The sequence below is a fragment of the Ruegeria sp. G2 genome (assembly GCF_056533505.1).
On record NZ_JBQFON010000002.1, the window covers coordinates 378,385 to 401,321 of the forward strand.

Consider the following 22,937-nt stretch of genomic DNA (forward strand, 5'->3'; position numbering starts at 1 on the left):
CAATGCTACGTTATGCCCTCAAACGCCTGCTGTCGCTGATCCTGAGTCTGGCCGTCGCATCGGTTGTCATCTTCGCGGTGATCGAGATTGCACCCGGTGATCCGGCGTCGTTCATGCTGGGTGTGAACGCGCAGGCAGACACTTTGGCTGCCCTGCGGGCTGAATTGGGCCTCGATGTCTCCAAAGTCGAACGGTATTTCAACTGGGTCGGCGGGATGCTGGTTGGGGATTTCGGCACATCCTACACTTATCGCACGCCGGTGTCGCAGATGATTACGGATCGACTATGGGTGTCGTTGCCGCTGGCGTTGTACGCACTGACCCTGTCCACGCTTATTGCGTTTCCCGCTGGTATCTATGCAGCGGCACGGCGTGGCAAACCGGGTGACTTGGCTGTAATGGGCGCAACGCAACTCGGGATAGCAGTGCCGAACTTCTGGTTTGCAATGATGCTGGTGCTGATATTTGCGATCAATCTGCGCTGGTTCAATGCCGGCGGGTTCGCGGGTTGGGAAAACGGCGTCTGGACCGGCCTGCATTCTCTGACCCTGCCTGCGATCGCCCTAGCCCTGCCACAGGCGGCTATTCTTGCGCGGGTTATGCGATCGGCATTGCTGGACATTCTGGCCGAGGATTTTATGCGTACTGCCCGCGCCAAGGGCCTGTCACGCCGTCAGGCACTGTGGCGACACGGGGTGCGGAATGCTCTGATTCCTGTGCTGACGATCATCGGGCTCCAATTTTCCTTCCTGCTGGCAGGCTCAATCATCATCGAACAGGTTTTCTATCTGCCAGGCCTCGGACGGCTGGTGTTTCAGGCGATTTCTGCACGTGACCTGATCGTAGTGGAATCGGTCGTCATGTTGCTGGTCTTCGCCGTCATCATGGTGAACTTTTTGGTCGATTTGGCCTATGCCGCCGTCGATCCAAGACTGAGGAGCAGGACATGAGCCGCAACCTGATCCTTGGTGCCGCACTGTCCTCGCTGGTGCTTCTGGCAGCGCTCGTATCGTTTGTCTGGACGCCATATGACCATGCCGCGCTCAATATTCCGGCCAAGCTGCAACCGCCAAACGCGCAACACTGGTTCGGCACCGATCATTTCGGGCGCGACATGTTCTCGATGATCATGGTCGGCGCTCGTACCTCGATTGCGGTAGCGTTGGTGGCCGTCGGGATCGGCATGGCGCTGGGGGTCCCCTTGGGCCTGACCGCTGCCGCGCGCAAAGGATCGTGGCTGGACGAAGTCATCATGCGCGGCAACGATTTGGTCTTTGCATTCCCCTCTCTTGTCATCGCCATTCTGATCACCGCTGTCTTTGGTGCCGGGGCCATCAACGCGATCATCGCCATCGGTATCTTCAACATCCCTGTCTTTGCGCGGATCACCCGAGGTGCGGCCCTGTCGCTGTGGGAGCGCGAGTTCATCCTCGCCGCCCGCGTGTCAGGCAAAGGGGCGGCACGCATATCGGCTGAACACATCCTGCCCAATGTCGCCAATCTGCTGATCGTTCAGGGAACGATTCAATTCTCTCTGGGTATTCTGGCCGAGGCCGGGCTGTCTTATGTCGGCCTGGGCGCGCAACCGCCCACACCAAGCTGGGGCAGAATGCTGGCCGACGCGCAGACTATGGTCAGTTTTGCCCCGCATTTGGCTCTGATTCCGGGTTTGGCGATCATCGTGACGGTTCTAGGTCTGAACCTACTGGGTGATGGCTTGCGCGACTGGTTGGACCCTCGGATACGGGTGGCCCGCGCATGAGCTTACTTGAGATCAAGGACCTTTCGCTAACCATTCACGGCACTCAAATCCTGAAACGGATCAACCTATCACTTGCGCCAGGGAGGATTGTGGCTGTGACGGGCGAGAGCGGTTCAGGCAAGTCTATGACCGCCCTTGCCGTGATGCAGTTGCTACCCAACGGGGCTGATGCGGAAGGGGTGCTGCAGCTTGACGGTCAGAACCTGCTGAATCAGTCAGAAGCAGAGATGTGCGCCCTGCGGGGTGCCGCGATCGGAATGGTTTTCCAAGAACCGATGACTGCCTTGAACCCGGTCAAGACAATTGGCGATCAGGTGATGGAGACCATCCTGATCCACAAGACCATGCCCCCCGCCCAGGCGCGCGAACGGGCCGAAGAGGTTTTGGCGCGGGTCGGATTGCCCACCGACCGGTTCCCTATGACACGCTTTCCGCACGAGCTGTCGGGTGGACAGCGTCAGCGTGTAGTGATCGCCATGGCGATTGCGTTGCGCCCCCGGTTACTGATCGCTGATGAGCCGACAACGGCGCTGGACGTGACGACGCAGGCACAAATCCTTGACTTGCTCAAAGGACTGGTGACGGAATACGGCATGGGTCTGCTGATGATCACCCATGATTTGGCAGTGGTTGCTGGCATGGCGGATCAGATCGTGGTTATGCGGCATGGCGAGGTGGTTGAAACCGGCGCAACTGAACATCTGCTACGCCATATGCAACACCCCTATACCCGCATGCTGTTCGAGGCTTCGGGGCATCAGGTCAACCTGCCGGTAGCCCCAGAGCCACGGCCATTGCTGGAAGTCGACAAAGTGGTTCGGGACTACCGCCTGCCCAGAAAGCGCTTGTTCGATGCACCTGGCCATCACCGGGCCGTCGATCAGGTTAGCTTTACGCTGAACCGAGGGGAACGATTGGGGTTGGTTGGTGAGTCTGGCTGCGGAAAATCGACCCTAACACGGGCGATATTGGGTCTCGAAGAGGTGCAACAAGGCCGAATATCTCTGGATGGTCAGCCTGTATTTACAGGCCATAAACCCAATCTGGCAGTACGTCGCAAGATGCAGGTGGTGTTTCAGGACCCCTACGGCAGTTTTAATCCGCGCCACAGGGTTGCGCGCCTGATCACCGAGCCGTTTCACCTACTCGAAACCCCGCCAAACGGGTCCGAACGGCAGGATCGCATTGCCGAAATGCTTACTGCGGTTGGCCTCAGCCCGGATGACTCAAGCAGGTATATCCACGAGTTTTCGGGCGGGCAACGCCAACGGATCGCCATCGCCCGTGCGCTGATCATCCAGCCCGAGCTGATCCTGTTCGATGAGGCTGTCTCGGCCCTCGATGTCTCGGTACGCGCCCAGATCCTCGATCTTCTGGTCGAGCTTTGTGAGACCTACGATCTGACCTATCTGTTCATCAGCCATGATCTGAGTGTGGTTCGCACGATCACCGACCGCGTGCTGGTGATGCAGGCCGGCAAGATTGTCGAGCAGGGTGAAACCGAGCAGGTCTTTACCCAGCCACAGCACCCCTACACGCGAACGCTAATCGATGCAGCGCCCAGTCTGCCAGAGATCGGACAGGGGGCTGCATGATCCATAAGCACCTTATTAGAGCCTACTTTAGGAGTTTCTGATGTCTAACCCCCTCTGGTTCGATCCCAGCCTGTGTCTGATTGATGGTGAATGGAAAAAACCTGCGTCAGGGCAATGCTTGACGCTTGTTAATCCCTCGGACGGTTCTGAAATCTGCCAGATCGCAAGGGGTAACGAACGCGATATAGATGCTGCGGTGCAGGCCGCCCGATCTGCGCGCGATGATGAATGGGGTCGCATGACCGCGCTGGAAAGGGGGCGTGTTCTCACCCGGTTGGGGCAACTGGTTCTGGAACGGGTCGATGATCTGGCACAGCTTGAGGCGATGGATGTCGGCAAACCGCTGACCCAGGCGCGGGCGGATGCCGTTGCCCTGGCGCGCTACTGTGAATTCTACGGCGGTGCTGCTGATAAAGTGATGGGCGAGACCATTCCCTACTTGGATGGTTATACGGTCTACACGCTGCGTGAACCGCATGGTGTGACCGGCCATATCGTGCCGTGGAACTACCCGATGCAGATCATTGGCCGCTCGGTCGGGGCGGCGCTGGCGATGGGCAACGCCTGCGTTCTGAAACCGGCGGAAGAAGCCTGCCTGACCGCATTGGCCTTCGCTCACCTGGCGACACAGGCGGGCTTGCCACCCAGGGCCTTGAATGTGGTGCCCGGACTTGGAGGTGAGGCGGGCGCGGCCCTGTCGGCGCATCCGTGTGTGGATCACATCTCATTCACAGGTTCGGTCACGACGGGAGCACTTGTGCAGCAGGCGGCGGGTCGAAATGTTGTTCCGGTGACACTGGAATTGGGTGGCAAGTCGCCGCAACTTGTCTTCGATGATGCCAATCTGGATGCGGCCCTTCCGTTTCTGGTGAATGCGGGCATTCAGAATGCGGGCCAAACCTGCTCGGCCTCATCTCGCATTTTGGTTCAGTGGGGCGTTTATGAGCAGGTCAAGTCTTGCATGGCCGACGCATTTAGCGAGCTATCCGTGGGACCGGCGATGAACGATCCGCGCGTCGGGCCGTTGATCTCGGAACGGCAAAAACAGATCGTAAACGGTTTTCTTGAGAAGGGCGCAGATTTGACCATCGCCGGACAGGGGCAAATCGTGGAGAACGCACCAGAAAATGGGACTTATGTCCTGCCCACACTCTTTGCTGACGTCCCTCCGGACCATGTGCTTGCGCGGGATGAAATATTTGGCCCGGTTCAGGTTTTGATACCGTTTGAAACTGAGGAAGAGGCTCTAAGCATAGCGAATAGCACCGACTATGGCCTTGTCGCCAGCGTCTGGACGCGGGATGGGGCACGCCAGATGCGACTGGCCAAGGGGCTGCAGTCGGGGCAAGTCTTCATCAACAACTATGGTGCGGGTGGCGGTGTTGAGCTACCTTTTGGAGGAGTCGGTAAATCCGGCCACGGCCGCGAAAAAGGCTTCGAGGCGCTGTACGGGTTCTCACAGCTCAAGACGGTTGCCGCCTATCACGGCTAAACGATCACCTTGATCGCTTTCTGCGCTCCGACGCCAAAAACCCGCTTGTACCGCTCAATCTGATCTGTTGGCCCCATTGCCTTTTCCGGGTTGTCAGACAGCTTCACGGTTGGTTTGCCATTGGCGGACACTGCCTTACAGACCAACGAGAAGGGGGCCAGCGCGTCATTTGGAACAAGCCCGCGAAAATCGTTGGTCAGCAGAGTGCCCCAGCCAAACGATACGTTAGTCTGATCAGCAAACTGGGCGTGCAGCTCGCGAATCTTGTCCACGTCCAATCCGTCCGAGAATATAATGCGTTTCTGAGTGGGGTCTTCACCTCGAGATTTCCACCAATCAATTGCAATCTCGGCCCCGGTTGCAGGATCGCCGCTGTCGATACGTATTCCTGTCCAGCCTGCCAGCCAGTCGGGAGCGCGGTCCAAAAACCCTTTGGTGCCGTAGGTATCAGGTAGAATAATACGCAGATTACCGTCATGTTCTTCATGCCAGTCGCTAAGCACATCATATGGCGCTTGGGCGAGCGCAGCGTTATCTTCAGCCAGAGCCGAATAGACCATTGGTAATTCATGTGCATTGGTGCCGATAGCCTCTACTTCGCGGCGCATTGCAATCAGGCAGTTGGACGTACCGGTGAAGGATGGTCCCAAACCTTCGATCATCGCCTGCACGCACCAGTCCTGCCACAGAAACGAATGCCGCCGTCGTGTACCGAAATCCGCAATTCCCAGCCCCTCAATGTTGCGAAGCTGGGCGATTTTTTCCCAAACGCGTGTCATTGCGCGGGCATACAGCACCTGAAGCTCGAACCGGCGCATCCCGTTTAGAACTGCGCGCGAGCGGAGCTCCATCAGCACAGCCAATGCTGGGATTTCCCACAACATGACCTCGTGCCACTTGCCTTCGAAGGTCAGTTCATACTGATCGCCTTTGCGTTCCAGATGATAAGGCGGCAGACGCAGATTTTCGAACCACTCCATGAAATCAGGGCGGAACATCTGCCGTTTGCCATAGAACGTATTGCCGCGCAGCCAGGTGCTTTCGCCCCGGCTGAGACTGAGGGAACGGATATGATCCAGCTGTTCACGCAACTCACCTTCATCGATCAATTTGGCCAATGGAATGTGATTCGACCGGTTAATGAGCGAAAAAACCACGTCTGTTTGGGGCTTATTACGAAACACTGACTGGCACATCAGCAGTTTGTAGAAGTCTGTGTCTATTAATGACCGCACAATTGGGTCGATTTTCCATTTGTGATTGTAGACCCGCGTCGCGATGTCGACCATGGGGACCTCCTGCGATTTCCGTTGTTAGATCAATCAGCGCGCTGATTGGCAAGAGTCGCTGGATTGGTAACAATGCCCATGACAAGTCACATTGCGGGCATATTGTGAGTATCCCTCACGCTTTAGTGAGGGGGTGGGGATGGTTGAGAGGTTGAATTTGGTGAATGAGTCTCGAGTACGACTTTGACATAGTAGCGATTGCTCCGGATGAGGTTGATCCGGAACATGGACACACAGCGGTAACAGGGCGACCCCCGGTGCGCGCGCAGTTCAGGAATATCAAGACTGCAGATGCCTTGCGGGCGGCTTCACCTAAAATACGTCGCATATTTCTGGAATCTGGCTTCAGTCTAGATACGGTGAGTGACAATCGGTCCACCGGATATTACCGGCCCGAGGATTCCGAGAATCGCGTCGTAATTCTGAAACGGCTTTTTGCAAACATTCGGAACATGGGTGTTCAGGGCGAATATTGCGGCGAGTTTGATTTTCATCACTTCCTGGCGCACATCAGGGCAGCTAAGCCCGGTCATGTTCTCCGCCCGGCACCTGCGCGACCTTTACAAGCCCAAAGCCCCGAGTCGGTACGACCGGAACGGCGCACCCTGGTTGGGCGATTGGGATTTGCGTTGGGGCTGGCTGTGATTTTGTTTGTGTTGCTGAAACTCCTGGCGGAGTACGGCGCAGCGAATTGATCCTCAGGCCAATTTGACACCCGCTTCGCGCATTGATTTCTCGGCGGCTGATAATGATCCATCCATATCTATCGCACGGCACAGACCGGTTCTGATAGTAACGTCAAATCCAAGATGTGCCGCATCTACCGCCGAATAATGGACGCAGAAATCTGTCGCCAGTCCAACCATCGTCAACTGTTCGATCCCGCGCGTCTCAAGATAGCCTTTCAGACCAGTCGGAGTGGAATGATCATTTTCGAAGAATGCCGAATAACTGTCGATGTCGCGGCGAAAGCCTTTTCGGATGATCAGGTCGCCATCGGTACGCAGGTCCGGGTGAAAGGCCGCGCCATCCGAGCCTTGAACGCAGTGATCAGGCCACAGGACTTGTGCGCCGTAGGGCATCTGGATCATTTCGAACGGGGATTTGTCGTCATGTGAGTTGGCGAAAGACGAATGCCCCGCCGGATGCCAATCTTGCGTCAGGATCACCGCATCGAAATCGTCCATGATCGCGTTGATCGGAGCGACGATTTCATCGCCACCCGCAACGGCGAGTGCACCTCCCGGGCAGAAATCATTCTGAACATCGATAACGAGCAGCGCGTGGGACATGTTGGTCTCCTTCAGTTACATAATCGGTATGGCGCGCAGCAGGGATCGTCAATGCTGTCTCTTGTGTGTTTTCATCAGGCGCATTAGATCGCGCACATGTACACAATCGCTGCCCTATACCATTTCACACGCTTCCCTGATCCTGACGCGTTGCGCCCTGCCCTGCACGAGCTTTGCCGCGCGCAATCGGTCAAAGGTACCCTGTTGCTGGCGCAAGAGGGGATTAACGGCACCATAGCCGGCCCCCGCGCTGGGATTGATGCGGTGCTGGCGCATATCCGCGCGCTTCCGGGTTGCAACAATCTGGAATGGAAAGAGGCAACCGCGGACCACCCACCATTTGGTAAGATGAAGGTGCGTCTGAAAAAAGAGATCGTGACGATGGGGCAGCCCGATGTCGACCCACGTGCCAGTGTCGGAAACTATGTTGAGCCCGAGGACTGGAACGATCTGATCCGCTCGGACGATGTGGTGGTGATCGATACGCGCAATGACTATGAAGTTGCAATCGGCACGTTCGAAGGCGCAATAGATCCAAACACGGCAAGTTTCCGCGATTTCCCAGCTTGGTGGGAAGAAAACAAAGAGAGATTTCACAACAAGCGTGTCGCCATGTTCTGCACCGGCGGAATTCGATGTGAGAAGTCCACTAATTATCTGCTGGGACAGGGCGTCGAGGATGTCTACCACCTGAAAGGTGGCATCCTGCGCTATCTCGAGGAGATGCCACGCGAAGACAGCGCGTGGCAGGGTGAGTGTTTTGTCTTCGACAATCGCGTTTCAGTTGGTCATGGGCTGGTCGAAGGCCCACACAAGCTTTGCCATGGCTGCCGCCGCCCAATCCTGCCTGAAGATGTAAAGCGCCCTGAATACGAACATGGTGTATCTTGCCATCGATGTGTTGATGAGACGTCCGAACAGGACAAGGTACGGTTTCGCGAGCGGCAGAGACAAATCCAGCTGGCCCGCGCGCGAGGTGAGGAACATCTGGGGTCAGATTGAATTCATCTTGCGGGCTATGCCGAAAAACGGATGATGCCTTTGGGCCTGCCTGATGGAGCGGATATGACTCACGAACCCAGAACCCTGGAAGAATGGAAATCCACCCTATTGGCAGCCTTAGGGCTGGTTCTGGCTAGTTTCCTCGCTTGGTACGGTTTGTCGCGTCTGAATGAAACCACCGCGGGTGACACGATCGGTACGATTGCATCGGTTGGGCTGGTGGTCTGGATGGTTTCGCAATCCTACTACTACATAACCCAGGTGAAATCCCCGCGCAGGATACTGTTTTTGATGGGGGTGTCCTTCATTCAGGTCGTGCCGTTCCTATTTGCCGCGGTCTACGGTGCCTTTGGCTATGAGGATCATTGTGTTGTCGGCGCCAAAGGACCGGCAGATATTCTGTATTTTTCGTACGTTACCTTCACCACGGTCGGATATGGCGACATGTCCCCAACAGGCCTATGCCGTGGGTTGGCCGTGGCCGAGGCGGTTACGGGCTATATCCTGTTGGGCATGTTTGTAGCCGCAGCCGTGGCGCTATACGCGCGCAGCCATAGCAAGTAGACCAGCTTATTTGTTGTGATCGATCCATCGAGACATCAATTGTCTGTCGCGGAAACACTCGGATGGGATCGGACGCCGTTTAGTGCGCGAAATACGCTCCGCAAACGCAACCTGCTTGCCCGTTGGGTAGTTTGCGAAAGGCGACGGGTCATGCGGCTTATGGGCCGATATCCAGTCTGATAGTGATTTACGGTCGTGTTGCGCTTCGACAGGAATCTCAAGCGCGGACTTTTGTGCAATCGCGCGGGCATAGCGCATCTGCCGATCTGTCACAGGCAACAGGTGATAATCGTTTGACGTGCCGCCAAGTGCGGCTTTTCGCATGTTCTGGGCCATCGGGGTTATCCTCTGACTATGTGGAACATAAATAGAACATTAACCTTTCATTTCAAGAGAAGGCCATTTGGATTCGGCGAGAACATGCCAATCATTGGATTTATTGACTGGTCAATCAATGAAAGCTAATTCTGTCGTCAACACACACCTCCCCTTGCACAGGGGTGATCCGAAAAGAGAAGGATTCGGCATGAAATTTCAGCCCAAGGCCAGCCATTTCATCAACGGCGAATATGTTGAAGATACCAGAGGCACCCCAATCGACGTTATCTATCCAGCCACCGGTGAAGTTATCGCGCGGCTGCATTCTGCAACACCTGAAATCGTAGAACAGGCTCTAAACAGTGCAAGATCGGCTCAGGCAAGCTGGGCCGCCATGTCGGGCACGGAACGGGGCCGGGTCCTACGGCGTGCGTCAGACATCATGCGGGATCGCAATCGGGCGCTTTCAGTTCTCGAAACCCACGACACCGGCAAACCACTGCAGGAAACACTTGTGGCGGACGCGACCAGCGGCGCAGATGCTTTGGAATATTTCGGTAGCTTGGCAGGGTCTCTGACCGGCGAACATATCCCATTGGGGGGTGGCGATTTCGTTTATACGATCCGCGAGGCATTGGGTGTCTGTGTCGGCATTGGCGCGTGGAACTACCCGACCCAGATCGCCTGTTGGAAAGGTGCCCCAGCGCTGGCTTGTGGCAACGCGATGGTTTTCAAACCGTCCGAGACCACGCCTCTGTCGGCCTTACAGGTGGCCGAAATCTTGATCGAGGCGGGCGCGCCAGAAGGTATCTACAACGTGGTGCAAGGCTATGGTGATGTCGGGGCCAGCCTGGTTACCGATCCGCGTGTGGCCAAGGTCTCGCTGACGGGGTCGGTTCCAACAGGCCGCAAGGTCTATGCGGCTGCAGCCGATGGCATGAAACACGTCACCATGGAGCTGGGCGGGAAGTCCCCGATGATCGTTTTCGATGATGCAGATCTCGACAATGCGGTCTCGGGTGCGATCTTGGGCAATTTCTATTCTTCGGGGCAGGTTTGCTCCAACGGTACGCGCGTCTTTGTACAAAAGGGTATCAAGGAAGCATTTCTTTCGCGTTTGTCCGAGCGTCTGGACACCGCGAAAATTGGTGATCCGCTGGATGAGGAGGTCAATTTTGGCCCGATGGTCAGCGAAAACCAGATGAATATTGCGCTGGGCTATGTCGAAAAAGGTAAAGCCGAGGGTGCGAGGTTGGTCTACGGCGGCGACAGGATCGCAGGTGACGGGTTCTACATGCAGCCCACAGTTTTTGCCGACGTCACCGACGATATGACAATCGCACGAGAAGAGATTTTTGGACCTGTGATGTCGGTGCTGGATTTTGAAACCGAAGAAGAGGTGCTGGCGCGTGCCAATGATACCGAATTCGGTCTGGCTGCCGGTGTCTTCACCAATGACCTGACCCGCGCCCATAGAATTGTGGCGGGGTTCGAAGCTGGCACTTGCTATATAAACACCTATAACCTCGCCCCGGTTGAGGCTCCGTTCGGTGGGTCCAAGATGTCGGGCGTGGGGCGCGAGAACTCGAAACTGGCGATCAACCACTTCAGCGAGATGAAGACAGTTTACGTTTCGATGAACGATGTCGAGGCCCCTTATTGATCAAAACCGGTCATTCAGGTTCTGTTCCCGACATTTCGCGTCGGGAACAGAGCATAACCTGACATATGGCTGTGGCTGACTTTCCTGAGAGCACTAAGTTCGCAGACAGGAGATCAGACCATGAAGACCCACGCTCAGGCCGTCGTGATCGGAGGAGGATTGGTTGGCTGCTCAATCCTCTATCATTTGGCCAAGCTTGGTTGGACCGACGTGGTTCTGTTGGAACGCGATGAGCTGACCTCGGGCTCGACTTGGCATGCGGCAGCGAACATCCACGGCCTGCATGACAACAACAACATCACCCGCATCCAGCACTATACGATGAACCTGTACAAAGTGCTGGAGAAGGAAACCGGGCAGGGCTGTGGGGTTTTCCAATCTGGTTCGTTGTATCTGGCGCAAACCGAAGATCGCGAACATCAGCTACGTCTGCAGGAGGCGAAAGCTCGGTTCTACGGTTTGAACTTTTATGAGATCAGCCGCGAACAGGCGAGTGAACTTCACCCGTTGGCGCAGTTTGACGACATCCGTTGCATCATGTTCGAACCCGATGGCGGCAATGTCGATCCGTCCGGGGTTACCCAAGCCTACGCTGCGGGTGCGCGGGAAATGGGGGCCACAATTGAGCGGTTTTGCCCTGTAATAGGGACTGAACAGCAATCCGATGGCTCTTGGATCGTGCGCACGGATAAGGGGGACATTCACACTCGATGGGTTGTGAATGCGGGGGGCCTGTGGGGGCGCGAAGTGGCTGCAATGGCGGGCATCGAACTGCCACTGCAACCGACCGAGCATCAGTACTTCGTCACTGAAGCCATCGACGAAGTGGCTAATCTGGGGCGCCGCCTACCGTCGATCGCTGACCGGGATGGAGAATATTACTTCCGCCAGGAAGGCAACGGCCTTCTGATCGGCGCCTACGAGAAAGACATGCGGTTTTGGGCCGAAAACGGCACGCCGCTGGATTTTGCCCATGACCTGTTCCCAGACGATCTGGACCGGATCATGGAAAATGTCATCCGCGCCACAGAACGGGTACCGGTCGCTGCCACGGCGGGCGTCAAACGGGTGATCAACGGGCCGATGATCTGGTCTCCTGATTCAAACGCAATCTGGGGCCCAGTGCCCGAGCTGCAGAACTATTTCTGCTGCACCGGCATCATTCCCGGCTTCTCGCAATCGGGCGGGCTGGGTCTGCTGTCTGCGCAATGGATGATAGAAGGCGAGCCGCAATACGACATGTTTGCCTGGGATCTAGCCCGGTTCGGCGACTGGGCCGACAAGGCCTTTACCAAGGCGCGGGTTGAGGATGTATATACTCACCGTTTCGCCATCCATTTCCCCAATGAGGAGCGCAGCGCGGGACGTCCCGCGCGCCTGCGCCCCGCCTATGAAATGCAAAAGGATAGGGGCGCGGTCTTTGGCTTGAACTGCGGCTGGGAACATCCGCTGTGGTTTGCCGATCAGCCCGGTGTACAGGAAACCAACGGGTTCACCCGTCAGAACTGGTGGGAACCGGTGGGCCGCGAGGTGCAGATGCTGCGCGATCATGTGGGTGTGATCGACATCTCGAACTTCGCCAATTACGTCGTGAAAGGCCCAGGTGCTTATGACTGGCTGGATCGTCTGGTGGCCAACAAGGTCCCGACCGAGGTAGGTCGTTCGTGCCTGACGCCCCTGATTTCGGTTCGCGGCGGCGTGGCTGGTGACTTTACCATCACCAAGGTAGCTGATGAAGAATATATGATGATCGGCTCGGGTATGGCCGAGCGTTATCATCAGCGGTTTTTCAACATGATCGACTTGCCCGAAGGCACCACGTTCGAGGTCGCCACCGATCGCATCGCAGGCTTCAACGTGGCTGGGCCCAAGTCGCGCGAATTGTTACAGCGTCTGACCAATGCGGACCTTTCAAACGACACGTTCCGCTTTATGCGCTCGCGCACAATCAAGGTGGCCGGTATCGCTTGCCTGGCCATCCGTGTCAGCTTTACTGGCGATCTGGGGTGGGAGCTGCATTGCGCGGAATCAGATCAAACCAGCCTCTATTCAGCGCTATTAGAGGCTGCGAAAGATCTGGGCGGTGGCCCGGTTGGCGGTCGAGCGTTGGGATCGTTGCGCATCGAAAAGGGGTATGGCTCGTGGGGGCGAGAGTATTCTCAGGAATACTGGCCACAAGAGGTTGGCCTGTCAGGTCTGATCAAGTTGGACAAAGAATTTCTGCACAAAGATGCTTATCTACGGGTCAAGGATAACGCCCCGCGCGAGGTACTCTCGATATTCGAGGTCGATGCGGACAAAGCCGACGCCACTGGCGGCGAACCGATCTTCACCCCCGACGGTACCCCGGTGGGCCGGGTAACTTCCGGCGCATATGGGTATTCGGTCGGCAAATCCCTGGCCCTGGGTTACGCCAACCCCAAAGCCGCAAAACCCGGAGACACGGTCGAGATCTTCATCCTTGGAATACCACACAAAGCTAAACTCCTTTCAAAGCCGCCGTTCGACCCCGCCGGAAACAGGTTGCGCGATACGAAAACCGTTGCGGAGCCAGTGAAATGACCAACGTTTTTGACCGGGTTGCCGAGTTTGCTCTGAACTGCACCGCCGAAGACATTCCCGACACAGCCCGCGAGACAGCTGCGTATTTGTTGCTGGATACGATGGGTGTTCTGATCGCTGCAGGATCGATGCAGGCCGGTGGGATCGCCCGGGATACCGCAGCGTTGCTTTTTGCAAGTTCAGAGCCTGATTTTAGCGCTCGGATGCTGTTCGACGGGCGGTGCGCCAGTCTTGCAGGTGCAGCTTATGCAACTGCCAGCCAAACCGATAATCTGGATGCCCATGACGGGTTCAATCCCGTCAAAGGCCACATCGGAGTTGCCATTGTTCCGGCGCTTGCTGCGTTGGCCGAACAATGCCCGGAACTGTCGGGTCGTGAGGCTCTGGCGGCTATGATCATCGGGTATGAAATCGCGGGTCGGGCTGGCCTGACCCTACACGCAACGGTCAGTGATTATCACACTTCCGGTGCTTGGAATGCGTTGGGCGTGGCTGCTTTGGCGGCGCGTTTACGCCGTCATGCCCCAGATCAACTGCGACAGGCGTTGGGGATTGCGGAATTCCACGGGCCACGCAGCCAAATGATGCGCGAGATTGCAAATCCAACAATGTTGCACGACGGTTCCGGTTGGGGTGCCCTGGTGGGGCTGTCATCTGCCATTCTGGCCGAGCGCGGATTTACCGGAGCACCTGCAATCACGATCGAGGCGAAAGAGGCTGTTGCATTCTGGGACGATCTTGGTTGGGTCTGGCAAGTTGAGCAGCAATATATCAAGCCCTATCCAATCTGCCGTTGGGCACATGCATCAATTGACGGTGTTCGGATGCTGATGCAGGAACACAAGCTGACATATCAACAGATCGCAGCCATCCGCATCAACAGCTTTAGAGAAGCAGCTTGTTTGTATTCTGGCCATCCTCTGACTACCTCACAAGCTCAATACTCGTTGCCATTTGCTGTAGCGGTTCAGGCAGTTCACGGCCGCATTGGCGTGGAACATATCTCGGGCGAAGGCCTGTCTGATCCAACGGTCGCAGAGATAACAAAGCTGATTAAGGTCAAAGAGAGCCCGCGTCACTCTGCCCGTTTCCCAGCAGGACGATGGGCAGATGTCGAGATCGAAACCTTGGAAGGATCTGTTTATCATTCAGGTGATATCAACGCGCGCGGTGGTCAGGAAAATCCCCTGAGCAAACAGGAGATCACCGATAAATTCACCGAATTTGCAGCGCCAGCTGTGGGTGGCGATCGGGCCGCCCAGATCCTTGCGGCCACATTGAAGTTGACCCAGCCCGGGTCGAGCTTTTCCAATCTGTCTGCCCTGATATACGACCCACCCACATGTTGATACCGCGCCACGCCGAATTAGATTGGATGATCGAGAATCGCCAAGTTAGAGACTGACCCAAGGTGTTATGCGAATGACCAACTCTGAAACAGCATAACCACTGGGCACTGCGGGTCCGATCAATTCAATCCGTCTGTTTGCACGATTTCAAGCATATCAGAAATTTGCGCGCGGGCATTGGCGCTCTCCTTAATAAGCGTCTTGGCATCTGTCAGAGGTTTGTCAGATTGCCGTTCAATCGGTTGATCTAACGATATTCTGATTCGATTTAGATCGCTGAAGACATTCGAATCCTCGGCATCAATCTCATTCGTGCCCGCCAACCAAGATAGGCGGTCGGCAGCCTCGATCTGACCAGTTTCTCTTAACAATTCCGCCGCGGCGTTGAAGTTTTGCACCCGCGCCAAAGCTTGAGCCCGCATTACTCGCGCGTCGTCCGAGGGATCTTCAGACAATTCTAGCAAAGCCTGGCGAGGATGGTCGCTTAGTAGAGCTGAACGCGCCCGAATCCGGGCACGCTCGATAGCATGGTTCTGATCGCCTGACGGGTCTGTCCATTCCCGGGCAGCGTTCGAAAATCCAAGCTTGACCAACCTATGCGCCACCGATGTAGCCGTATCCACGCTCAGGGTAATGCGAGTTTTCTCCTTCAGTCCGATTATGTAACGCAGGAAGGTGATGTCATCCGCCCGCTCAGCAAGCAGTTGCAGCACCTGATCTCGCGTGCGGCGCCAATCCTTATCGTCAGGTGCATTTTGGATATGATGCATGGCACCATCGAACTCCTGCGACATTGACAACGCAAGCACATGAGTGCGCGCCATCATGGGCCCGAGTTCGGAGTTTCTGAGTTCACGTGCGTAACCTGCCGCTAAATCGAGATCTTTGGGTGGAATCGGACCCCGATCGGCCCATTTTTTTTCGATCAACCGCGCCAGCGCCAGAGGCGCTTCCTTAGAAGCACTTGGGGTGGCGAGGACTTCAGTCAAGTGAGCACTCGCGGTACCTGCATTACCTTCGGCATCGGCGATCGTGGCCTTGGTCAGGGTCACGTCGGCCGTTTCAGCGGTCATCACTCTATCGACCGAACGCAAAATACGCCGCGCTGCTTCCAGCCGCCCGGCTGTTGCCAGCAAGTCTGCCAGAGTCGACCCGAGTTGCCGCCTAAGGTGTTCGGGAAGCCGGTTGAATGCTTGCTCGATTATGTTCAGCTGTGCCTCCGGTGCCAGTTTCTCCTCGGCCAGAAGTGCCCATAGCGCTGCAGCGCTTTCGCAGCTTTGTTGACCCGCAAATGAGTGCGGTTCAGACGCAGTCAAACCATCGAGAGTAGACGCCATCACCGAAACACGTTGTTGCTCTGCCGTCGTTCCTGGCAGCAGATCTAACACCTGCAGCGCTTCGGCTCCGAATCCATAATATGTGTACAGCTTGGCCAGATTCAGGGCCTTTTCCTGATCGAGTCGATCAAACTCCTGGAATAGCCCCGTTCGCAGTTGCACTACCTGCACCACAAATGGTTCGGGGCCTGCCCAGGAGTCGAACTCCAGTTCAGCATCGGTGATACATTCAAATTTGGCATCGAATTCCGGAAGTTCCAGATTTTCGAGAGCCCGGGCGTCGTCCAGAACTGAAGACAATCGTAAATTGGGCGCTTGTGCGTCTGAGGTTCTCAAAGGTCCAAAAGGAGCGGATTGTCTGCGCCCAATACCAGCAAGTGTGAGGTCAATAACCTCACGATCTGCGCTTTGTAATATGCGGGATATCAGCTCGTCCTCAAAGTTTTGATGACTCATTTGCAACAAGGGCAACGTCAGCGCAGTTGCAGGGATGCGTACTGGAGGCGGAGCTTGCTTTGCGATGTCCGGGTGAAGGTCTGTCACCACGTCGATTTTTTGAACCGCAACCGGAATGAATTTACCGGGCGAGATGTCCACGACCACCATAGTTTGTTGATGCAGAAATGCGGTGGCGACACATTCACATCCAAAGACCATCTTCAGAGCTCCACCTGAACTAGCCTGAGTTAGAGACTGAAGTCTTTTGCTGGTCAGCCGGTCAAATACGGTTCCGGTATCGAATGTGGCGCCTTTGATAGCAATATTCAGATCAGCACCGCGTTCGTTTGGAGTCATAACCCAATCGGTGCCGGCAGGCACTTGTATCACCAGACGGGTGTATCCATCGTGTTCGCCCGAGCGAACACGCAGCACCTGCGCTGACACACTGGTGCCAAGGGTCAATAAAATTAATGTCAAAGCCCGTATCATGCAGCCGCCTGTTTGATTTCTTTCAAGGCCTCTTCAAGCTCCGAAAAATTTGGGCGGTTGTGGGTTGGCGTGTTTTGGCGTCCGACCTCGATGCACATCGCAGCGTTGTGATTGTGCAGATTCGCGACCAGAACCTCCTTGATGAGTTGATAAAAATGGTTGTCTTCTTCAACTACAGCTTTCAGTTTGCCAGCAAACGGACCGACCAAACCATAGGCAAGAAAAACGCCCAGAAAAGTGCCGACCAACGCGCCGCCGATGAGCTTTCCCAGCACCTCTGGGGGCTGGTCGATCGAACCCATGGTTTTGATAACGCCTAGAACCGCAGCTACGATACCAAGAGCAGGCAGGCCGTCGGCAACGGTTTGCAAGGCATGGCTCGAGTGCATGGCATGGTGGAAATTTGCCTCCATCCGTTTTTCAAGTACCTCTTCGACTTGATGCGGGTCGTCATAGTTCATCGCGGCTGAACGCATGGTGTCGCAGATCAGGTCCACGGCTTCTTTGTCGGCTTTGATCTTGGGATAAGCTGAGAAAAGCGACGAGTTTTCAGGCTCTTCGATGTGTTGCTCGGCCTCAACCGGGTTTGCGCGCGCGATCCGGATCAACGAGAACAACAGGCAAAGCAGATCACGATAATCTTCGGGCTTCCACTTCGCGCCTTTGAACACTTTGCCAATATCTTTCGCGGTGTGTTTGACCCCACCCATGTCGTTACTGATCATAAAAGCACCAATCGCGGCGCCTCCGATCATCATCATTTCATACGGTAATGACTTCATGATAATCGCCATCTTGCCGCCAGCGGCGAGATATCCGCCAAAAACCATGACGAAGATAACAGCAATTCCGATGAGTCCGATCATAAGTGATCTCCGGCGTTAAGGTGGGAGAAGTGGTTGCCCATCAGCATTATTCCTGTGGGGCGCGGGCGTTGCGCCCAGCCATTATGACGCTGATACCATAGGCGGCCTCGGGGCTGAGACCGGCCATCACATTGGCGGCAGCCTCCGGTGGCATGCGTGACAGGAATCCGGCGGCGAATACTGCATCCATCGTTTCGAACAAGGCCGCGGCATCCTTTGGTTTCATGCTTTGGTAAACATCAGTCAGTTGCGTCAGGTCGTTTTCGGCGGCCGTTTCGGCAATTGCGACGGTCTCACGCAGCGCCTCTTCGGCTTCCTGCAGCATGGCCAACCGGGTCTCAATAGCCTGATCTGCGATGTCCAGCGCGTGTTCTCGATCGACAATCATGCTCTCCCGCTGATTCAGTTCGACTTCGCGGCGTAGCAGTTCTGTTAGCAAAACTTGCAGATCCGCAGCGCTGGTCTCAATGCGCTCCGACTTGATTTGCTCTGCCAAGGCCGGATCAGTCCCACGCGCCACCGCAGGCCCAGCCTCAAGCCCGATCCGAATGATGGCAGACCCGATCATCAGCAAGGAGATGACGGTCAGAACTCCTCCGCGCGGGCGCTGGTCACAATTCATTTTTCTTTGGCGGATCATTGGCCCGACCCGCTTGACGCTGCAGCATGCCGAAAGAACATCAAGCCCTCGGGCTTTGTTACGGGTATTAAGGATATGGGCTCAGAATTTTCAGGAACAGTTTCTTCGACAGCGTCCACGTCAGATTTTTCCTGCGCGTGCTCTTCGGGCTGCTCAGGGCTTGGTTGGTCTTCCTGTACGACATCGTGCATCGAGGCCATCATCAGTTCCAGGCGCTGCGCTACCAACTCCGCCCGTTCAGTCAAAGTCTGCAGGGCAACCCCGGACTCGTCGGAAGACTGACGGGCGCTATCGAGCGATTTTCGCAACTCTTCCGCTTGGGCCGAAAGAACGGAAACCGCACCACCTACGCCCTTTTCAAGATCAGTAAATCGACGCAAACGACGCGCCAAAATGAAACAGTACAGTCCTGCCCCAAGCGCGCCTGCTACCAGCAGAATATCGGCAATCAGTTCCACCTTCGCCTCCTAATTCAATACAAATTCTGTCACCAGAACGTCGCGCACACGGCCGTCACCTACGACAATTCCTATACGTCGCAGCAGGTGCCCACGGATGCGCACCAAGGCGAGTGAATCTTCAAGGTCGTTCAACTCGACCGCGCGTAGATAACTGTTCAGAACATCCATGATTCGCGGCTGCATCTTTTCAACCTCGGCGGCGTAGCCCGCGTTCACCTCTAGTTGTGCATGGAACTTGAGATGCCGTGAATCGCCTGCATTGACCGAAACGATCACCGGCGGCAGATCAACAAAGCTCACGTCTGGCAACGCCGTCGCGGGCTTTACATTGCTTTTGCTATCTTCTTCTTTTGCTTCGGCACCGCTACCAATTGGCAGCAAGCCAGAGGCGGTTATGAAATAGCCACCAACACCGCCTGCCACGGCCATAATCATCCAAAGAATCAGGCCCTTTTTTCCTGATTTTTTAGGGGTTTCCACTTCGTTAGCTGTTGCGTCGGCCATGCCGTCCTCATGAATCTGTTCGGCAACTGTCATAACCCCGCAGGGACTAACCGATTGTTAAGGGCAATCGTCCAAACAGGGGTTGAGCCGAGCAGAATGTCGGTGAGTCGGAGGTGAGCGTGCAGCAGATCGGAACTGTCTGGGCAAGTTTGGACAAGCGCAAACAAATTATCGTGGCCGGTGCGGTAGTGCTGGTGTTTCTGGGCGTGCTTGCAATGTCACGGATTGCGACGGCACCGTCGATGACGCTGTTATATTCAGGTCTCGAAAGCGGTGCGGCGGGCGATATCGTGCGATCGCTGGATCAGCGCGGTGTTGCGTATGAAATCCGGGGCGGTTCGATCTATGTACCGGGCTCGCAACGGGATGAGTTACGCATGACGCTGGCCAGTGAAGGACTGCCAGCGAACGGCAACCGCGGATACGAGTTGCTGGACTCACTCAGTGGATTTGGCACGACGTCGCAGATGTTTGACGCTGCTTATTGGCGGGCAAAAGAGGGAGAGCTGGCGCGTACGATCGTCAGCAGCCCTCATGTCAGCCAGGCACGCGTACACATCGCCAACGGTTCCGCCAACCCGTTTCAGCGTAGTGTTGCGCCGACCGCTTCGGTTTATTTGGTGCCATCGGGTGCGCAGATCACAGGGGATCATGCCAAGGCGATCCGGTTTCTGGTGGCATCAGCTGTCAGCGGGCTTGCACCAGACAACGTCACCGTAATCGATTCGAATGGCGCTGTGATCGGAGCGCAGGAATCAATCGTGGCCGCTGATACTGCAGACGATAAAGCACGCCAGTTGCGGGAAAGAGTACTTCGACTTGTCGAAGCACGCGTCGGGGCAGGTAATGCCGTGGTCGAGGTCAGCGTGGATACGGTGACCGAAACCGAATCGATCCGTGAGCGCCGCTTCGATCCTAAAGGTCGCGTAGCGATCAGTACGGATGTTGAAGAACGGTCTGACAGTGCGCGAAATCAGTCTGCAGACGTGACCGTGGCGTCAAATCTGCCGGATGGGGATGGCGCTGGCGGAGACGAATCCAATTCAAATGCCACCCAGACCCGCGAGCGGGTGAATTACGAGGTTTCCGAGACCGAACTTGAGGTTCACCGAGCGCCGGGTGCCATCAAACGTCTGACCGTTGCGGTGCTGGTCAACGGTGCCCGAACGGTTGATGCAGAAGGTGTCGAACGATTTGAACCCATGCCGCAGCCAGAACTTGACGCGTTGGAGGAACTCGTTTCCTCAGCAGTAGGTTATGATGCCGAACGCGGTGACGTCATTACCCTGAAATCGCTTGATCTGCCCGTTGTTGAGCCGCAGGGTGCATTGGTGTCGTCGTCGGTCTGGCAGAGGAATCATCTTGATGCCATGTCGCTGGTTCAGATGTTCGTTTTGGCACTGGTATCCCTTGTTTTGGGTCTGTTTGTCATACGATCCATTTTGACAAAATCTGCTGCACCAGCGCTGCTGCCGGCAGGCAAACCGCCGGCGGCGGACCCGTCAACTTACCTGACGGGAGAGATCGCAAATGGTGATGCGCAAGAGTTCACATCACTTCCTGAGGCCGCTCAGACAAATGTTCCGGTAATAGCCAGCGCCCATGGTGAAGACCCCGTCGACCGATTGCGCGCCATGATCGGTGACAAACAGGAAGAGACGGTTGAGATCCTGCGAAGCTGGCTTGAAGAAGGTGAGGAGAAGGTGTGATGTCTATCGCTCATCTCCTTGAGGATTTCACCGCCCCAGCAGCAGGTGTCGCCGTTCATCTCTTGGATGAAGAGGCATTGGAAGAACAACGCCTTGCGGCCTTTGAGCAAGGCTATGGTGCCGGTTGGGAAGATGCGGTCGAGGCGCAGGAACAGGGTGGGGCGCAGCTCAGCTCTGACTTGTCTGCAGCGCTAGCAGACCTGTCGTTTACCTATCAGGAGGCGTTAACCCGGATGACATTGTCGCTGGAGCCGATGTTTCAGAGCCTGATACAGGTGGTTTTGCCCGAAACCGTCGAACGGGGCTTACCCGCCAGATTGACTGAACAGCTTTGTGAGATGGCCCGGGAACAGATCGGACAGCCGATGCTACTTACCGTTCCGGACGGTGCCGCCGATCAGGTTCAGGCGGTTCTCCCACAAGATCTTACGCCGTTGCCACAAGTCGTCGAGGATCCAACTCTGCAGCCGGGACAGGCCCGTTTGCAAGTGGGCACCGCCTATCGAGAGGTGGATTGTACCGCGTTGCTCGCGTCCATTGCCGCATCTTTCGACGCCTATCTATTTGAAGCAAAAGAGGCTCTGTCAAATGAGTGATCCCCAAGCTCCGAAATCCGAAAAGCCAAATCCGTTCGAAGCGGTTCCGATCGAAGTCACAGTTTCGGTTGGTCGGGCGCGACCTTTGATCCGTGATCTGCTGAACATGGGCGAAAACGCTGTTCTGACGCTGGACAAACGCATTGAAGACCCCGTCGACCTGTATGTCGGGGACCAATTGGTCGCGCGTGGGCTGCTGGAGGAAATGGAAGGAGATCAGGCCGGGCAACTGGCTGTACGGCTGACCGAAATCTCTGACCTGCAGAACGGGATCGGATGATGCGCCACCTGTTCTGGCTGTCGCTATTGCTGGTGATTCCCACCAGCGGCGCGGCGCAGGAATTGTCGCTATCGCTGGGTGAGGGCGGGTCGATCTCGGCCCGGACCATCCAGCTGATCCTACTGATCACGGTGCTCAGTCTGGCACCGGGACTGGCGATCATGATCACCTGTTTTCCGTTTTTGATCACTGTATTGGCGATACTGCGGCAAGGGATTGGGTTGCAGCAATCGCCGCCCAACATGTTGATTGTCAGTCTGGCGCTGTTTCTGACCTATTTCATCATGGAACCGGTTTTTACCGAATCGTGGGAAGTCGGCATCCAGCCATTGGTCGAGGAAACAATAGACGTGGAGCCCGCGCTGGAACGCGCGTTGGTGCCGTTTCGCAGCTTCATGGCGGCGCGTTTGGATGTCGATACGTTCCAGGCGATGGCAGCATTGCGACCAGATGGCGCGGATTTGCAGCCGTCATCCGAGGCACCGCTGTCCGTTCTGATGCCTTCATTCATGCTGTCGGAGATTGCACGGGCATTTCAGATCGGGTTTCTGATATTTTTACCGTTCCTGATCATCGATCTGGTTGTTGCGGCGGTCCTGATGTCGATGGGTATGATGATGGTGCCTCCGGCTACGGTTTCCCTGCCGTTCAAACTGGCATTTTTCGTGATTGCAGATGGTTGGGCTTTGATCGCAAGCGCGCTGGTACGCAGCTATTCGCCCTGAT

22 protein-coding genes are annotated in these 22,937 nt (G+C 56.0%); 14 read left to right on the plus strand and 8 right to left on the minus strand.

What is annotated here, in order from left to right:
- Nucleotides 1-2 precede the first annotated feature (2 nt).
- Genes ACR0DU_RS06510 through ACR0DU_RS06525 form a run of 4 tightly spaced genes read left to right on the plus strand, consistent with a single transcriptional unit; the run spans nt 3 to nt 4,849 of the window.
- Entirely contained in the window at nt 3-950 is a 948-nt protein-coding gene (locus ACR0DU_RS06510) for an ABC transporter permease (RefSeq protein ID WP_170471567.1), read from the plus strand.
- Nucleotides 947-1,762: an ABC transporter permease gene (locus ACR0DU_RS06515; RefSeq protein ID WP_170541983.1), complete on the plus strand. Its 816-nt coding sequence runs from the start codon at nt 947-949 to the stop codon at nt 1,760-1,762. The genes ACR0DU_RS06510 and ACR0DU_RS06515 overlap by 4 nt, the downstream gene beginning before the upstream one ends.
- Nucleotides 1,759-3,357, plus strand: coding sequence for an ABC transporter ATP-binding protein (locus ACR0DU_RS06520; protein ID WP_480873155.1), 1,599 nt, complete (start codon nt 1,759-1,761; stop codon nt 3,355-3,357). The genes ACR0DU_RS06515 and ACR0DU_RS06520 overlap by 4 nt, the downstream gene beginning before the upstream one ends.
- A gap of 40 nt (nt 3,358-3,397) precedes the next feature.
- The gene (locus ACR0DU_RS06525) at nt 3,398-4,849 is read left to right on the plus strand and encodes an aldehyde dehydrogenase family protein (RefSeq protein WP_480873156.1); all 1,452 of its coding nucleotides are present in this window, start codon (nt 3,398-3,400) and stop codon (nt 4,847-4,849) included.
- Here the strand turns inward: ACR0DU_RS06525 and pncB are convergent.
- Nucleotides 4,846-6,138, minus strand: coding sequence for a nicotinate phosphoribosyltransferase (pncB, locus tag ACR0DU_RS06530; protein WP_480873158.1), 1,293 nt, complete (start codon nt 6,136-6,138; stop codon nt 4,846-4,848). The two genes, ACR0DU_RS06525 and pncB, sit on opposite strands and share 4 nt — an antisense overlap.
- 164 nt (nt 6,139-6,302) lie before the next feature.
- On the opposite strand from pncB, the gene ACR0DU_RS06535 reads away from it, so the two are divergent.
- Nucleotides 6,303-6,833 (plus strand): hypothetical protein, encoded by a 531-nt coding sequence (locus tag ACR0DU_RS06535; protein WP_010438464.1) that lies wholly within the window; start codon nt 6,303-6,305, stop codon nt 6,831-6,833.
- Between the two features lie 3 nt (nt 6,834-6,836).
- Here ACR0DU_RS06535 and pncA read toward each other — a convergent pair whose 3' ends face one another.
- Nucleotides 6,837-7,430, minus strand: coding sequence for a bifunctional nicotinamidase/pyrazinamidase (gene pncA / locus ACR0DU_RS06540; RefSeq protein ID WP_480873161.1), 594 nt, complete (start codon nt 7,428-7,430; stop codon nt 6,837-6,839).
- Nucleotides 7,431-7,526: 96 nt separating this feature from the next.
- Here pncA and trhO point away from each other — a divergent pair, with 96 nt between their 5' ends.
- Nucleotides 7,527-8,432, plus strand: a complete 906-nt coding sequence (gene trhO / locus ACR0DU_RS06545; RefSeq protein WP_480873162.1) for an oxygen-dependent tRNA uridine(34) hydroxylase TrhO — start codon at nt 7,527-7,529, stop codon at nt 8,430-8,432.
- A 63-nt stretch (nt 8,433-8,495) separates the two neighbouring features.
- On the plus strand, nt 8,496-8,996 hold the full coding sequence (locus tag ACR0DU_RS06550) for a potassium channel family protein (protein WP_120981283.1): 501 nt from the start codon (nt 8,496-8,498) through the stop codon (nt 8,994-8,996).
- Nucleotides 8,997-9,002: 6 nt separating this feature from the next.
- Here the strand turns inward: ACR0DU_RS06550 and ACR0DU_RS06555 are convergent, their stop codons facing one another.
- The gene (locus ACR0DU_RS06555) at nt 9,003-9,332 is read right to left on the minus strand and encodes a hypothetical protein (RefSeq protein ID WP_170780267.1); all 330 of its coding nucleotides are present in this window, start codon (nt 9,330-9,332) and stop codon (nt 9,003-9,005) included.
- A gap of 190 nt (nt 9,333-9,522) precedes the next feature.
- Between ACR0DU_RS06555 and betB the strand changes: the two genes are divergently transcribed.
- The 3 genes from betB (at nt 9,523) to ACR0DU_RS06570 (ending at nt 14,888) form a co-directional block, all read left to right on the plus strand.
- Entirely contained in the window at nt 9,523-10,977 is a 1,455-nt protein-coding gene (betB, locus tag ACR0DU_RS06560) for a betaine-aldehyde dehydrogenase (RefSeq protein ID WP_480873165.1), read from the plus strand.
- Nucleotides 10,978-11,097: 120 nt separating this feature from the next.
- Nucleotides 11,098-13,539: a GcvT family protein gene (locus tag ACR0DU_RS06565; protein ID WP_480873167.1), complete on the plus strand. Its 2,442-nt coding sequence runs from the start codon at nt 11,098-11,100 to the stop codon at nt 13,537-13,539.
- Nucleotides 13,536-14,888: an MmgE/PrpD family protein gene (locus ACR0DU_RS06570; protein WP_480873168.1), complete on the plus strand. Its 1,353-nt coding sequence runs from the start codon at nt 13,536-13,538 to the stop codon at nt 14,886-14,888. The genes ACR0DU_RS06565 and ACR0DU_RS06570 overlap by 4 nt, the downstream gene beginning before the upstream one ends.
- 119 nt (nt 14,889-15,007) lie before the next feature.
- Here the strand turns inward: ACR0DU_RS06570 and ACR0DU_RS06575 are convergent, their stop codons facing one another.
- Genes ACR0DU_RS06575 through ACR0DU_RS06595 form a run of 5 tightly spaced genes read right to left on the minus strand, consistent with a single transcriptional unit; the run spans nt 15,008 to nt 19,626 of the window.
- Complete coding sequence (locus ACR0DU_RS06575) at nt 15,008-17,128, minus strand: hypothetical protein (protein WP_480873170.1); 2,121 nt, start codon at nt 17,126-17,128, stop codon at nt 15,008-15,010.
- Between the two features lie 23 nt (nt 17,129-17,151).
- A complete protein-coding gene (motA, locus tag ACR0DU_RS06580) occupies nt 17,152-18,021 on the minus strand; it encodes a flagellar motor stator protein MotA (protein WP_170541948.1) in 870 nt (289 codons plus the stop codon).
- Nucleotides 18,022-18,067: 46 nt separating this feature from the next.
- Nucleotides 18,068-18,661: a MotE family protein gene (locus tag ACR0DU_RS06585; RefSeq protein WP_170780273.1), complete on the minus strand. Its 594-nt coding sequence runs from the start codon at nt 18,659-18,661 to the stop codon at nt 18,068-18,070.
- Entirely contained in the window at nt 18,658-19,119 is a 462-nt protein-coding gene (locus ACR0DU_RS06590) for a hypothetical protein (protein WP_170780274.1), read from the minus strand. The genes ACR0DU_RS06585 and ACR0DU_RS06590 overlap by 4 nt, the downstream gene beginning before the upstream one ends.
- A gap of 9 nt (nt 19,120-19,128) precedes the next feature.
- On the minus strand, nt 19,129-19,626 hold the full coding sequence (locus ACR0DU_RS06595; RefSeq protein WP_480873173.1) for a flagellar basal body-associated FliL family protein: 498 nt from the start codon (nt 19,624-19,626) through the stop codon (nt 19,129-19,131).
- 119 nt (nt 19,627-19,745) lie between these two features.
- On the opposite strand from ACR0DU_RS06595, the gene fliF reads away from it, so the two are divergent.
- The 4 genes from fliF to fliP are packed head-to-tail and all read left to right on the plus strand — an operon-like array spanning nt 19,746 to nt 22,936.
- Nucleotides 19,746-21,335, plus strand: a complete 1,590-nt coding sequence (gene fliF, locus ACR0DU_RS06600; RefSeq protein WP_480873175.1) for a flagellar basal-body MS-ring/collar protein FliF — start codon at nt 19,746-19,748, stop codon at nt 21,333-21,335.
- The gene (locus ACR0DU_RS06605) at nt 21,335-21,931 is read left to right on the plus strand and encodes a FliH/SctL family protein (RefSeq protein ID WP_010438502.1); all 597 of its coding nucleotides are present in this window, start codon (nt 21,335-21,337) and stop codon (nt 21,929-21,931) included. Before fliF ends, ACR0DU_RS06605 begins: the two co-directional genes overlap by 1 nt.
- Nucleotides 21,924-22,211 carry a FliM/FliN family flagellar motor switch protein gene (locus ACR0DU_RS06610; RefSeq protein WP_010438505.1) on the plus strand — a complete coding sequence of 96 codons (288 nt, stop codon included), beginning with the start codon at nt 21,924-21,926 and terminating at the stop codon, nt 22,209-22,211. The genes ACR0DU_RS06605 and ACR0DU_RS06610 overlap by 8 nt, the downstream gene beginning before the upstream one ends.
- Entirely contained in the window at nt 22,208-22,936 is a 729-nt protein-coding gene (fliP, locus tag ACR0DU_RS06615) for a flagellar type III secretion system pore protein FliP (RefSeq protein WP_010438508.1), read from the plus strand. The genes ACR0DU_RS06610 and fliP overlap by 4 nt, the downstream gene beginning before the upstream one ends.
- The last annotated feature ends 1 nt before the right edge of the window (nt 22,937 follow it).